12 protein-coding genes are annotated in these 12,950 nt (G+C 66.2%); all 12 read right to left on the bottom strand.

All coding sequences use genetic code 11. From position 1 onward, the window contains the following. Positions 1-31 precede the first annotated feature (31 nt). Positions 32-2,656: a type II secretion system secretin GspD gene (gene gspD / locus AC0L58_RS02595; RefSeq protein WP_473686385.1), complete on the bottom strand. Its 2,625-nt coding sequence runs from the start codon at positions 2,654-2,656 to the stop codon at positions 32-34. Positions 2,657-2,659: 3 nt separating this feature from the next. Further along, on the bottom strand, positions 2,660-3,388 hold the full coding sequence (locus tag AC0L58_RS02590) for a hypothetical protein (RefSeq protein WP_473686383.1): 729 nt from the start codon (positions 3,386-3,388) through the stop codon (positions 2,660-2,662). After that, entirely contained in the window at positions 3,385-4,026 is a 642-nt protein-coding gene (gene gspM, locus AC0L58_RS02585; protein ID WP_473686381.1) for a type II secretion system protein GspM, read from the bottom strand. Before gspM ends, AC0L58_RS02590 begins: the two co-directional genes overlap by 4 nt. Further along, positions 4,023-5,192, bottom strand: a complete 1,170-nt coding sequence (locus AC0L58_RS02580; RefSeq protein WP_473686379.1) for a PilN domain-containing protein — start codon at positions 5,190-5,192, stop codon at positions 4,023-4,025. Before AC0L58_RS02580 ends, gspM begins: the two co-directional genes overlap by 4 nt. Beyond that, positions 5,189-6,064 carry a type II secretion system minor pseudopilin gene (locus tag AC0L58_RS02575; RefSeq protein ID WP_473686377.1) on the bottom strand — a complete coding sequence of 292 codons (876 nt, stop codon included), beginning with the start codon at positions 6,062-6,064 and terminating at the stop codon, positions 5,189-5,191. Before AC0L58_RS02575 ends, AC0L58_RS02580 begins: the two co-directional genes overlap by 4 nt. Next, positions 6,061-6,720, bottom strand: coding sequence for a prepilin-type N-terminal cleavage/methylation domain-containing protein (locus AC0L58_RS02570; protein WP_473686375.1), 660 nt, complete (start codon positions 6,718-6,720; stop codon positions 6,061-6,063). The genes AC0L58_RS02575 and AC0L58_RS02570 overlap by 4 nt, the downstream gene beginning before the upstream one ends. Next, on the bottom strand, positions 6,717-7,145 hold the full coding sequence (locus AC0L58_RS02565) for a type IV pilus modification PilV family protein (protein WP_473688537.1): 429 nt from the start codon (positions 7,143-7,145) through the stop codon (positions 6,717-6,719). Before AC0L58_RS02565 ends, AC0L58_RS02570 begins: the two co-directional genes overlap by 4 nt. A gap of 77 nt (positions 7,146-7,222) precedes the next feature. Further along, positions 7,223-7,699: a GspH/FimT family pseudopilin gene (locus tag AC0L58_RS02560; RefSeq protein ID WP_473688535.1), complete on the bottom strand. Its 477-nt coding sequence runs from the start codon at positions 7,697-7,699 to the stop codon at positions 7,223-7,225. Positions 7,700-7,791: 92 nt separating this feature from the next. Beyond that, positions 7,792-8,190 (bottom strand): type II secretion system major pseudopilin GspG, encoded by a 399-nt coding sequence (gspG, locus tag AC0L58_RS02555; protein ID WP_473686373.1) that lies wholly within the window; start codon positions 8,188-8,190, stop codon positions 7,792-7,794. A 142-nt stretch (positions 8,191-8,332) separates the two neighbouring features. Next, a complete protein-coding gene (gene gspF, locus AC0L58_RS02550) occupies positions 8,333-9,550 on the bottom strand; it encodes a type II secretion system inner membrane protein GspF (RefSeq protein ID WP_473686371.1) in 1,218 nt (405 codons plus the stop codon). Between the two features lie 108 nt (positions 9,551-9,658). Next, positions 9,659-11,392: a type II secretion system ATPase GspE gene (gspE, locus tag AC0L58_RS02545; protein ID WP_473686369.1), complete on the bottom strand. Its 1,734-nt coding sequence runs from the start codon at positions 11,390-11,392 to the stop codon at positions 9,659-9,661. Positions 11,393-11,553: 161 nt separating this feature from the next. Beyond that, positions 11,554-12,945: a DUF1501 domain-containing protein gene (locus AC0L58_RS02540; RefSeq protein ID WP_473686367.1), complete on the bottom strand. Its 1,392-nt coding sequence runs from the start codon at positions 12,943-12,945 to the stop codon at positions 11,554-11,556. Positions 12,946-12,950: the final 5 nt, after the last annotated feature.

Below are 12,950 nucleotides of genomic sequence, written 5' to 3'. Positions count from 1 at the left end.
GCCCGTGCAGGCCCGTCGCCGCTGCCATCCGCTACCGGGCGGCTGGTCTCAGACAGGTCGCCTGCTGGGCGCGCGCTGCATCGACGCTGCCGAGCTCGCTGCTGTGCTTGCGCGCATCCAGCACGACCTGCCAGTTGCGCTCGCACAAGGCACCTCGACGCGTGCCCTGCTTCCACGACTGCATCGCCAGATCCTGCGCGGTGGTGAAATCACCCTGCTGCAATGCGGACTCGGCGTGCTGCTGGAGTTGCTGCGGCCAGCTCGGTGGCGGGACGGCTGGCGGCTCGCTCGCTGCCGCAGCGGTCGGCTTGCCGGCTCGGCTCGCGCCTTCAGCCTGGTGCAGCGGCGCCAGCGATTCGAATTTCTCCTGATACTCGTCCGTGACCTGCTTGGCCTCCTGGCTGTTGCGGATGATGCGCGGCGTGATCAGCACGATGAGTTCGGTGCGGTCGCGGTTGCGATTGGTGCTGCCGAACAGGCGACCGATCAGCGGAATCCGGTTGAGGCCAGGTATGCCGGTATTGGTCACGCCCTCGTCCTGCTGGATCAAGCCGCCGAGCAGCACCGTCTGGCCACTCTGCACCGCCACCTGAGTGCTGAGCTGGCGCTGCGAGATCGACGGATTGCCGTTCACCAGCGGCTGCGACGAGTCGCGCTGACTCACCTGCTGGCTCACATCCATGTAGACCAGGCCACCGGGATTGATCCGCGGCCGCACGTTGAGGATGACGCCGGTGTTGAGGTAGTCGACCGAGTTGTACGTGTTGCCCGAGCCGAGGCCGGTACTCACCGAAGTCTGGTTGATCGGAATGCGGTCACCCACCTGGATGCTGCCGACCTGGTTGTTCATCACCACCATCGAAGGCGCGGACAGCGTCTTGGTATTGCCGCTGGTTTCCATCGCGCGGATGGCCACCTGCATGTTGTGATTGAGGAAGGAATAAAAGAACGGCTCACCGTTGAAGCCCGGACCACCCTTGCCAAGTGCGCCGTACTGGCTGGCGGTAGTGGAGCCGGGAATGAAGTTGCCGTTGTTGTCCACCGTGCTGCCGACAAGTCCCTTCAGGTACCACTGCACGCCAAACTGGAACTGGCCGGTGAGCTTGACCTCCAGGATGCGGGTCTCGATCTGCACCTGCAGTGGCACGTTGTCGAGCTTGTCGATGGCGTGCTTGATCTCCTCCCATTGCGACGGCCTCGCGCGCACCAGCAGCTGGTTGTTGCTGTCGACCGAGCTGATCCGCACGCTGCCATCGCTGGAGGCGTATTGCTGGCCACCAGCCTCGCCACCGCCCTGGTTGCTGCCGAAGGCCGAGCTCGTGCCGGTTGCCACGCTGCCGCCGATGCCGCTGCTGGTGCCACTGCTGCTGCCACTGCCGTCACGACTCTCGCCGCTGCTGCCGAGGCCGCCGTTCGAGCCACTGTTCAGCCCGCCGGAGCCGAACGAGCCTGCACCCGTGCCGGTGTTGCCGAAGCTGCCCGCGGTGCTGCCCATGCTCGCGGCATTCATGTTGTCGGCGCTGCCCAGCGTGCCGCTGCTGAGACCCGGCCCGACCTGGCCACCGCTGTCGCCGCCGCTGCCGGCGCCGTTGGTGTAGATCTGGGCCAGATACCTGGCGAGATCGGAGGCCTTCAGATTGCGCACGTCGTAGACGAACAGCTGGGGCTGGTTGCCGCCGCCGGCGTCGATCTTGCTGATCCACTCGCCTACCTCATGCAGGTAGTCGGGTTGGGTGCTGATCACCACCAGCGCATTGGTGCGCTCGATCGGGATGAAGCGCAGCATGCCCGCCAGCGGCGTGCTGCCGTGTTCGCCGAACAGGCCGTCCAACTTGGGCATCAGCTCGCCGACGCGTGCGTATTGCAGGTTGAACACGCCCACCGAGGTGCCGCGCAACCAGTCCACATCGAAGGTGCGCACCATGCGCTCGTCATCGGCCAGTTCCTGCGGCGTGCCGGCGAGCACGAGCAGGTTGCGCGCCGGATCGACCAGCAATACCGCATCCTTGCGCACGAACGGCTTGATCAGTTTCTGCATCTCGGTCGCCGAGATGTAACGCAGCGGAAACAGCCGAGCCTGCAGTCCACCCGCCGGCGCGGCGGCGCCGAGGCTGGGCACGAGGTTGCCCGACACCGCATCCTTTTCAGGCAATACGACGTAACCACCGGCGCGCTTGACCAGAGCGTTGTGGGTCCAGCTGAGCAGGGTTTCGAGAATCGGCAGCGCCTGCGCCTGATCCACCGGTTGGGAGGTTGAGAAGGAGATATTGCCCTCCACGCCCGGCACGATGGTGTAGTTCTCCTTCAACAGGTCGCCGAGGATGGCCTTGACCACCGCCTGCACCGGCTGGTTCTCGAAGTTGAAAGTCACCGCATCCTTGCCGCTGGCAGCCTTGTGCGGCGTGACCAGGGCGGTGGGCCGCACGAACTGGCCGCTGCCTTTGCTGATGGTGGCCTTGGCTGGCGCCGGCGTGGCCGTCTCCAGGCCCCGGTTCAGCGGCAGCGGCGCCGGCACCGGAGCGTGCGTGCCGGCCATGGCCTCGCGCTGCAACGCACCGTCATCGCGCGGCTGCGGCAGGCTGGCACAGCCTGCAAGCCACACGAAACCGGCAAGGGTGACGGTGCGCACGACGTGCGTGGTGAATAGACGGGCCATGGATCAATGATCTCCTTCGTGGGACGCGGCAGCGCGTTCTGCACGACGTTGCTGGACTGTGCGGCGAAGCCGTTCGAGCGCCGACTGGGGTTGCCGATCAAGCTCGGTTGGCCTCGCCGACTGGTCCCGACTCGGGGCCGGGCCCGTTTTGAATTCTTGCCCTGCCTGCCCGCCGCGCTGCACGCGCACCGAGGCGGCACCCGGAGTCGGCGGTGGTTGGTCGCGCCCCTCGCCGCCGCCGCGGGCCTGGTCGATCGGAGCGCCAGCCGGCAACTTCAGCTCGGTGCGGCCTGCCGACGAATCGAATACGGCCGAGCGTTGGTGCACCTCGACAAGAGTCACGCTGCCATCGGGCAAGGTGGCGCCCTCGCGCAGGCGTATTTCCGTGTTGGCATGCTTGTCGTGCAGCAAGGCCATGCGCATGGCGGGGGTAATGATGATGCCGGTCAGTTCCAGATCGCCCAGATTGCTGCCACCGGCGGCGGCATGCGCCATCGGCTTGCGATCGGGATTGAACAGCGGCTTTTGCCACACCATGCTGAACTGTTGCAGCGGTTTGGGCTGCGGCAGGTCGGCGCTGTTGCCCGGTGGCGGCAACGGCGGCAGGATGCGTGGCGACGACCAGTGCACATCGCGCCCCACTCCGCCCAGCAACAGCAGGAACAGCGCACCCAGCACCACGACGATACCGCCGAGCGCCGGAGTCAGTCGGCGTTGATGGGCCGCGTTCATGGCGACTCCCCGGTGTCGGCGTGCAGACTGGCAGGCGGCGGGTTGGCCGACGGACGCACATAGCCGGAGAGAGTGAATTGCACTTCCAGTGGCGCTCCCTGGTCGCGCTGCGCGGCAACCGGGTTGCGATAGATGCTGAGGTCATCGACGAACAGGTACGGCTTGCCCTGCTCCAGGGCCTGCAGCACCGCGGCCAACGGTTCGATGTCGCAGCTCAGGCTGATGCTCACGGCCGCCTTGCGGTACGGCTCGCCGGGCGGTGTCGGCGGGGCCGGCAGCGGCATTTTCTGACTCACCACACAGCGTCCACCCTGAGTGCTGCGCCCCACCACGTCGACCACCTGCTGCATCAGATCGGCCGCGGCGTTGTTCGGATCGTCGGCGGCAAGAAACGCGTCGCTGGCAGCCTGGCCAGCACCCAACGCGGCCAGGCGCTGCTCCAGCGCGGGCTTCTCCGCAATCGCGGCCGCATACCGGCTGTGAGTGTCCCGCAGCTGGGACATCTCGTCGCTGATCTGGTTGAGCGGCGCCACGAACCACCAGTGCACGAGCACGACATAGGCCAGCAGCACGGCGAGCAGAAGCAGGATGATCGCGGCAACGCGGCTCTCGCGCGGCTTGAGGGCGGCCATCTTCATGGCGCACCTGCCGTGTCGGCGGTAGCCGCGTTGGCCGGTGTGGTTCTCGATGCTGCCGGTTGCCTCACCTTGGCGGTCAGATAGAAACGCTCCTTGCCGGTGGTCGGATCGGGCTGGATGCTGCCCTGGAAGCCGGCATCGGTGATCAGTCGCGAATCCTTCAGCGAATCGAGCAGCTTTGCGGCTTGCTGGCTCTGGCCCTGCATGCCGATCTGGCCCGTGTTGTCGACGCTGAAACGTTCCAGCCAGGTGCCCTGCGGCAAGCGTGTGGTGGCGTCCTCCAGAAGGCTCAGCATGCTGACGGTATCTTTCTTGCGCTTGGCCAGGAAGCCGGCAGCTCCGGCATTGTCCTGCAGTTGCTGGCGCAGCGCAGCCACTTGCTGGGCATCGCCGCGCATGGCCGCTACCTCGGCCTGCATCCGCGCCAGTGCCGCGCCGCGGTTGTGCAGCCATTCGCCGGCGGTCAGCAGCAGCAACAGCAAAACCGCCGCACCCAGGATCAGGTTGAGGCGGCGCCGCGGGTGCGCACGCCGAGCCAGTTGTTCCGGTGGCAGCAGGTTCACGCCCAGGCGGTCGTCACCTTGCGCCACATCCACCGCATCGACTGCCAGGCCTTGCGCACGCAGCCGCGCCAGCAAGGGATCGAGGCTGGCGCGGGTGACCGCCACCAGTTCCACCTGGCAACGGCCGGCAGCCGCCGCCACGCCGAGTTCGCGCACGGCGTAATACACCTGACCCACGCTGAAAGGCGTCTGCCGGTCCATCTCGAAACCGACCACCTGCAGCAGGTTGTCGCGTGCAGCCAGCGGCAACTGCAAGCTGCGTCGCAGCGCCAGCGCGCCCGGCAGCAGCAGGGCCACACGCAGGTCCTCGCGATCAACCTTTTGCAACGCGGTCGCGAAAGCCAGTGTCGATGCCCCTTCGTCCGCCTCGTCCCAGCCTGCCAGCGGCTCGGCATGGCCGCGACGGCGCAGGGTCCAGCGCTCGCCAGCCACCTGCAACAGGTACCAGTCTGCGCCTGTACCAAACCAGCCGCGCCAGCGCAGCGGCAGCAGCGCACGCAACTCGCCGCCCCACCAGGCGAGGAAGGCGGGCATCGGCGAGCTCCGCCAACTGCGGCGTGCACGCTCCCACCACGGTCGCAGCGATTGCATCGCCGTGCTCATTCCTGCTTCCCCTCCTGCCAGCGCAATACGGCGTAAGGCTTCACCCCGGCCAGCCCCGGCTGCATGCGGATTGTCGCGCGCAGCACCGCGCGTGTCCCGTCGGCCAGGGTGGCCTGGGACTCGATACTATGCGTTGTTCCGTTGTTGAGAGCCAGACTCGGATCGTTCGCGTTCTTCTGGCGCGTGGCACGAATCATCGCCAGCTGCTGCGGTGTGATCCCCGGAATCGCCTGCAGCGCCAGCGGTGGCGCGGTGTTCGGGTTGGGGCTGGTGTTGCCGGCCCAGATCGTCAGTACCGGTGCGATCGTGCGATACAGCTCGGGGGTCATGCCAAGCACCATCTGCGCCTCCTCGATCGTGCCGAACGGACCGTGCCGGGGACCGTAATCGCGGCCAGCCGCGGCATAGGCCGCGCGCTGGTCATCTGCCTCGTTGGCGATGCTCGGGGTACTGCGCCAGTCGACCACGCGGTCGGCCAGTTGACTGGCCTTGTCCGGCGCCAGGCCGGCGGCCCGGAACAAACCCTGCAACGCCTCGGGTGTATCCGTGTTGAGGTCGACCTTGCCGCCCTCGTCGATCGCGCGCACCACTACGGTGGCCTGGTCGTAGGTGAAGGTATAGGGGCGGCCATCACCGATCCAGCGCTGCTTGATACGCGGATCCTGCAGACCGTAGATCGCCCGCATCAAGCCCGCTTCGGCGTCGTAGTGCGCCTGGGTCTGGGCGAATTGATAGCGTGCCTGCAGGCCCTCGGTGCGCGCCATGGCAGCATAACCACCCAGCAGGATCGCCAGCAACGTGCATGCCCAGAGCACCAGCAGCAGGGCAACCCCGCGCTGGCTGGCACGTTGCGGCAGCGTGCGGCAACTCATCGCTGCGCTCGCCGCGGCAGGCCCATGCGCAACAAGCCGGCGGCCTGCGCCGGGTTGACGCGCAGCAGCACATCGAGCCGCGGCCAGCTGCCACGCCCCTGCGGTTCCAATTCGATACGCACCAGCAGCGGGAGTACCCGGCCATCGGCCCACTGCGGCGACCACGGCACCGGTTGGCCCTGCGTATCGACGCCGCTATAGCTGAAACTGCCTTGCTTGATGTGATCGAACAATACCTGCGGTTCGCCCAGCGGCCGTGCCGGCTGGCCATCCGGCGGCAACAGCGCCAGCCGCAGCTCCAGCCGTTGGCCGCCCTGCCCGTCATCGACAAGCTGAAGCTGCTGCAATTGCGGCCCGAGTTTGCCCAGATAGCCCGGCAACGGTGCGACGTAGCGCATTTCCTGCGCGCTGCCGTGAAAATAGACCGGCTCGCCCCGATCCGTGTGTCCGATCGGTTCGGTCACGCTCTGCGCCAGCTCGCGGCGCAGGAATTGCTGCGCGGAGCGCATCTGGTCGGTCCGTTCAATCGCGGCGGTACCCGAGCGCACGCTGCGACTGGCGCTGGCAATCCCCGAGTACACGCCCACCAGCAGCAAGGCCAGCAGCACCAGGGCGGCCAGAACCTCCAGCAAGGTGAATCCGGCGGCGCGCTTCATGGCAAGCCCTGCCCGTTGCCGCCAGCGGGTCCTGCCGAAGCCAACCGCAAGGTGCGGAAATGTGCCGAGTGCGGATGCACCGGCGGACCCCACATCACCTCCAGGTCCAGTTGGTACAGCTGCAGCGGCGTGTTCGGCGGAGCGGCGGCGGGGCGCCATGGCGACACACTGAGTTGCCAGCGGAAACGCTGGTCGAACCGCCCCGACGTGCTGCCTGGCTGGATCGGCTCGGTGGTGAACGCCGTATCCAGCAGGCTGCGCGCCCACAACGCCGCCTCGCTGTGGTCACGTGCATTCTCGCTGAGCCGGATCGAGCCGCCCGCCACCCGCATCAATGCGGTGAAGGCAATCGCCAGCAGCATGATGGCGGCGATCACTTCGAGCAGGGTGAAGCCTTTTTGACGCCGGGATTCGGCAGACGGGATTGGGGATTTGCAAAAGCGAACAGCTGGCGGCGCCGCGCCCTGCCGCATCCCCAATCCCGTCTGCCGAATCCCGGGGTTCATCGAGAAGCCACCGTATCAACCACCCGCACCTGGCCGGTCAGCCACGAGACGTTGACGTGCCACTCGCGCTGGCCGGCCTTGAGCGTGATGCGCCCACCGGTGGAGCTGCCGTCGGGGAAAAAGCGGATGCGTCCGGTGTGGTTGTCGGGGCGGTCCTCCTTTGCGCTGGTGATACTCACCTTGAGGCCTTTGGGCAAGGCCACGTCGCGATGCTTCGCGCCGTCGTAGCTGTTGTTGCGGGTATCGACGTCGAACACCTTCTCCTCGCCTTGCACGATCGCCTGCGCGCGGGTGGCGCGCAGCGCGCCGGCCAGCTCGCTGCTGGCAGCCCGCACGCGCGCACTGGCCAGGCCATGCGTGACCGAAACCGATACAGCCACCGCCGCCAGTCCGATCAGGGCAATGACCACCAGCATTTCGAGGAGAGTGAAGCCGTTGGCGCGCGTAGCGCGCCGGGATGCGGGATTCGGGATTGGGGATTCGGAAGGACACGCAAGCGCGAAGGCTTGCAGGCCACTCGCCTTGGCTCGTGCGAATCCCGAATCCCGAATCCCGAATCCCGAATTCACTGCCAATTACCCGCATCCGCATTGAGCCCGTCACCGCCCGGCTTGCCGTCTTCGCCAAAGAAGATCAGGTCGTATTTGGCGTGCTGGCCAGGGTACTGGTAGCCGAAGTCATGGCCATAAGGGTCCTTGAGTTGCGATTCCTTGGCGTACGGCCCCTGCCAGTTCGCGGCGTTGGCCGGCTTCACCACCAGGTCCTGCAACTGCTGCGGCGGCGAGCCGTTGTCGAGCATGTAGTTGTCGATGTCCTGGCTCAGCGTGCTGAGCTGGATCTTGCCGGTCTTGTACTTGCCCTTGTCGAAACTCGGGATGACCTTGGTGATCACCGCCACGGCGACGATGCCGATCAGGGCGATCACCGCGAGCATTTCCAGCAGGGTGAAGCCGTTGGCGCGCATGGCGCGCCGGGAACGGGGAATGGGGAATCGGGAATGGTCAGAGCGCGCGCGCACTCGAATTCCCGGCCCCGACACTCCCGCTTCTGCGATTCCCGATTCCCGATTCCCGATTCCCGGCGTCATTTTCTCTCTCCATCCACAATCATTGAATACTGCTGGTCAAGGTCAGCAGCGGCAGCAGGATCGCCGCCATGATGATGCCCACCAGCACGGTCATCACGATGGTCAGCGTCGGCACCAGCGCGGCCAGCAGGCGATCGATCGAGCGGCGCGATTCCAGCTCGAAGGTGTCGGCTACTTTCAACAGCATGCCGTCGAGCAGGCCGGCCTCCTCGCCAACCTGCACCATTTGCAGGGCCAGGCGCGGGAACAGCTTCGACTGTCCCAAGGCCAGGCCCAGACCGGCGCCGCCCTTGACCTGTTCGTGCGCCGCGCTCAGCGCCGAATCCAGCGCGAGGTTGCCGGTGACCTGGCGTGCGATGGTCAGCGCGCTGAGCAGCGGCACGCCGTTCTTGAGCAGGGTGCCGAGCGTGCGCGCGATGCGCGCGGTCTCCACTTTCAGCAACAAGGGACCCACCACGCGCAACCCGAGCAAACGAGTGTGCCACGCAAGGCGCGCCTGGGGATCACGCAAGCGTGCACGCCAGACGAGGAAGCCGCCGATCATCAGCACCGCAATCAACCACCACCACCGCTGCATCACATTGCCCAGCGCCAGCACCGCCTCGGTGATCCACGGGATCGGCACCTGCATGTCCTGGAAAATCGGCACGAATTGCGGCACCACATAGGCCAGCAAAAGGATCAGCGAACCGAACACGCCAACCATCAGGAAGGCCGGGTAGATCAGCGCGTTGACGATGCTGCCGCGCAGCGCCTGGGCGCGCTCGAGATAATCGGCCAGCCGGTGCAAGGTGCCCTCGAGCGAACCGCCCGCTTCGCCAGCGCGCACCAGGCTGATGTAGAGCTTGGGAAACACGCCATGTTCCTCGTCCAGCGCCGAGGACAGCGTTGTGCCGCCGCGCACACGATCGCGCACGCGCTCGATCAGCTTCTTCGCGGACTCGCCCTCGGGCAGTTCGAGCAGGATGGTCAACGCCCGGTCCAGCGGCTGGCCGGCGCCGAGCAAGGTCGCCAGCTGATGGGTGAACTGGGCCAGCTGATCGCCGCTGAAGGGACCGCGCTCGAACAGCGCAGCCAGGCCGCGGCCACTTGCCGCGCCATCCGCCGGGCGCGCCTCCAGCGGCGTGTGACCCTGATCCTGCAACCGGCCGATCACTTCCTCGACGCTGGCCGCCTCCACCTGGCCCTGCATCGTCTCGCCGGCCTCGTTGACGGCTTTGTAGCTGAATTGGGTCATTGGGGAGCCGGGAATCGGGAATGGGGAATGGGGAATCGGAACAGCACGGGGGACCCGAAGCTGGCGGCAAGACCTGCTTTACGATTCCCGACTCCCCATTCCCGACTCTCAGCCTTCCTGCGTAACACGCAGCACCTCCTCCAGCGTGGTGATGCCGGCGACGGCTTTGGCGATGCCGTCTTCGTACATGGTGCGCATGCCTTCGCGGCGGGCCTGCTTCTCGATGTCACCTTCGTTGGCATGCTGCATCACCAGCCGGCGCAGCGGGTCGCTGATGGTGAGGAATTCCATGATCGCGCGGCGACCGTGATAGCCGCTGGGGTTGGCGGCGCTGCTGCCGGGCTTCCACAGCCTGATCGGGCGCTCGTCGGTGTACTTCTCCAGTTCGAACTGCGCGATGACCTCGGGCAGCGCCTCGTAGGGGATCGCGGTTTCCGGATCGAGCCGGCGCACCAGGCGTTGCGCCAGGATGCCATTGACAGTGGAGCCGAGCAGGTAGTCCTCCACCCCCATGTCGAGCAGGCGGGTGATGCCGCCGGCAGCGGAGTTGGTGTGCAGGGTGGACAACACCAGATGGCCGGTGAGCGCGGACTGGATCGCGATGCGGCAGGTCTCCAGATCGCGCATTTCGCCGATCATGATCACGTCCGGATCCTGGCGCACGATCGAGCGCAGGGCGCCGGCGAAATCCAGCCCGATCTGCGGTTTCACCTGGATCTGGTTGATGCCCTCGATCTGGTATTCGACCGGGTCTTCGACCGTGATGATCTTCACGTCCGGCGTGTTGATCTGTGACAACGCGGTGTACAGCGTGGTGGTCTTGCCCGAACCGGTGGGGCCGGTCACCAGCAGGATCCCGTGCGGCTTTTGCAACACGTCGATGAAGCGCTGCTTGAAGCTGTCGGTGAAACCCAGCGACTCGAAGTCGAACACGATCGATTCGCGGTCGAGGATGCGCATCACCACCGATTCGCCGAAGCTGGTCGGCACGGTGGACACGCGCAGGTCGAGTTCCTTGCCCTGCACACGCAGCTGGATGCGGCCATCCTGCGGCAGCCGGCGCTCGGCGATGTTGAGGCGGGCCATGATCTTCACGCGCGAGATCACCGCGGCGGTGGACGATGAAGGCGGCGCTTCCACTTCGTGCAACACGCCATCGATGCGGTAACGCACTTTCAGCCGGTTCTCGAACGGCTCGATGTGCACGTCCGACGCCCGCTGTTCGACCGCGCGCTGCAGGATCAGGTTGACCAGGCGAATGACCGGTGCCTCTGAGGCGAGATCGCGCAGGTGCTCTACATCGTCTTCCTCGGCGGCGCTGCCATCGAGGTTTTCCACGATGGTGCCCATCGCCGAACGGCCACTGCCGTAGTAACGCTCGATCAAGCCATCGATCTCCGAGCGCAGGCCCACGCGCAGCGCGACCGGCTGGCCGGCGGCCAGCTCGACGGCATGCAGCGGATAGGGGTCGGCCGGATCGGCGACCAGCAGCGCCAGCCCGTCCTTCTCGTCCTGCACCGGGACGACGTGCTGCTGCTTGAGGAAGCGCAGCGAAAGCTCGAGGTCGGCCGGCGGCAACTCCGGTGCATCGCGTGCCGACAGCAACGGCACCTGCAGCAATTCGGCCCAGCCTTCGGCCAGGTCACGCTCGGAAACCAGCCCGAGCCGCGCCATCAGCGTGGTCAGGGTACCCTCGGTCGACTCCTCATGCAGGCGCCGTGCACGGCCCAGGTCCGTGTCTTTCAGACGACCACGCGCAACCAGCCATGCGCAGACTTCCGCTTCACGGTTGTCCACGCCCATGCCCGCTCCACCGATCGCCGGCTCGATCGCTGCCGACATCCTCCACCCCGCTCAAAGTCATACTTGTGCCGCGTCGCCCCCCGACGTCGCGCGGCAATCACCATTGGTATCACATCCGGCCAGCGACAAGCGAGCATCGACCGCAACGAGGGCGTGCACCGTTCACGTTTCACGCAACATGTTGCGATGCGCGCTGAGGGTCAAGCCGCCATGAAACCGAGGTTGCGGGTGGAGAAGTTGGCGATCTGCGGCACGACGGTGGTGAGATCGGTGTCGGAAACACCCATCCAACTGCCCAGGGTGGCTGCCAGCTGATCGACGGCGGTAGTCGGCAGCAATCGACCCTGGCCGACGTCGTCCGGCCCGTTGACGCTCACATCGGGCAACTGGCCATAGAAGCGCCCGCCCTTGACCGCACCGCCCATCACCAGATGGTGACCGCCCCAGCCATGATCGGCGCCATCGCCGTTCGAGCTGAGCGTGCGGCCGAAATCGGAGGCGGTAAACGTGGTGACCTGATTGGCCACGCCCAGCTCCACCGTGGTGTCGTGGAAGCTCGCCATCGCATCGGCCAGCGCGGCCAGCAGGCCGGGGTGCTGGGCGACCAGGTTGTCGTGCAGGTCGAATCCGCCCATCGACACGAAGAATACCTGCCGGCCTGCACCCAGCGCGGTCCGTGCCGCGATCATCCGCGCCACCATCTGCAATTGCATGGCCAGGCGGTTCTGGGCGTCGTAGGGCGTCGTGAATGGCGGCACCGCGGCAAGTGCGGCGGACGACGATGCCTGTGCATCGATGGCGCGATTGGCGATCGCATTGAGGTCCTGCTCCAGCCACTGGCTGCGCGGACTGGTGATCAACGCACGCAGCGCCGAAGGCACGCTGCTGGAGTCGTAAATCGACTTGTTCAGGCCATTGATCGCGGTCGGCCCGGAACTCGACATCTGGTACGGGTTGACCTGCTTGCCCGCCATGAACACGGCATTGCTGGACACATTGACGCTGGAGAACGCGGGGTAGGTGTTCTGCCCCATCAGCAGATCGGCGATGCGCCCGCCCCAGCCGGTGTTCATGGTGTCGGGGCCACCGGTCTGCCATTCGGCCAGCTGGTTGGCGTGCGAGAACAACTTTGGCGGCAGGGGTACGTTCTTTGCCTTGTACTGCGCCAGCGTGGTCGGTTGCACCAGGTTGCCGATGTTGAGCATTACCGCCAGATGACCGGCATTGAAGATCGGCATCAATGGCGCCAGCTGCGGTGCGAGCGCCATGCTGCGCGAATCGGGCAGCGCCACCGACGGGTTCAGTGCGGTGGCGGCAAGCTGGTCGCGCGGCGTGGCCAGGCTGAGCCGGATCCTGGCGTAGGCGTCATAACTGGCCTGGTCATAGGGCACCACGGTATTGCCGTAGTCGTTGCCGCCAAACAGGAATACGCACACCAGTGCCTTGTAGTCCGAAGGCGCGCCAGCGGCAGACGCCGCGCCAACGAACCCGAGAGTGGAAACCAGCGGTGCCGCCAGGCCGTACGCGCTCAGCACCAGGCTGCGCCGCAGGAATTCGCGGCGTTGCATGTCGACGGATTTGTCCATGTGCATGATGG

This window comes from Rhodanobacter sp. G2-10, assembly GCF_055809185.1.
The sequence above is the reverse complement of the archived record's forward strand: the minus strand, read 5'-3'. Positions and strand labels throughout refer to the sequence as shown.

What these genes read in the sequence shown, in the direction of transcription:
- gspD (WP_473686385.1), bottom strand. Translation starts at nt 2,656, where the DNA reads ATGGCCCGTCTATTCACCACGCACGTCGTGCGCACCGTCACCCTTGCC.
- AC0L58_RS02590 (WP_473686383.1), bottom strand. Translation starts at nt 3,388, where the DNA reads ATGAACGCGGCCCATCAACGCCGACTGACTCCGGCGCTCGGCGGTATC.
- gspM (WP_473686381.1), bottom strand. Translation starts at nt 4,026, where the DNA reads ATGAAGATGGCCGCCCTCAAGCCGCGCGAGAGCCGCGTTGCCGCGATC.
- AC0L58_RS02580 (WP_473686379.1), bottom strand. Translation starts at nt 5,192, where the DNA reads ATGAGCACGGCGATGCAATCGCTGCGACCGTGGTGGGAGCGTGCACGC.
- AC0L58_RS02575 (WP_473686377.1), bottom strand. Translation starts at nt 6,064, where the DNA reads ATGAGTTGCCGCACGCTGCCGCAACGTGCCAGCCAGCGCGGGGTTGCC.
- AC0L58_RS02570 (WP_473686375.1), bottom strand. Translation starts at nt 6,720, where the DNA reads ATGAAGCGCGCCGCCGGATTCACCTTGCTGGAGGTTCTGGCCGCCCTG.
- gspG (WP_473686373.1), bottom strand. Translation starts at nt 8,190, where the DNA reads ATGCGCGCCAACGGCTTCACCCTGCTGGAAATGCTCGCGGTGATCGCC.
- gspF (WP_473686371.1), bottom strand. Translation starts at nt 9,550, where the DNA reads ATGACCCAATTCAGCTACAAAGCCGTCAACGAGGCCGGCGAGACGATG.
- gspE (WP_473686369.1), bottom strand. Translation starts at nt 11,392, where the DNA reads ATGTCGGCAGCGATCGAGCCGGCGATCGGTGGAGCGGGCATGGGCGTG.
- AC0L58_RS02540 (WP_473686367.1), bottom strand. Translation starts at nt 12,945, where the DNA reads ATGCACATGGACAAATCCGTCGACATGCAACGCCGCGAATTCCTGCGG.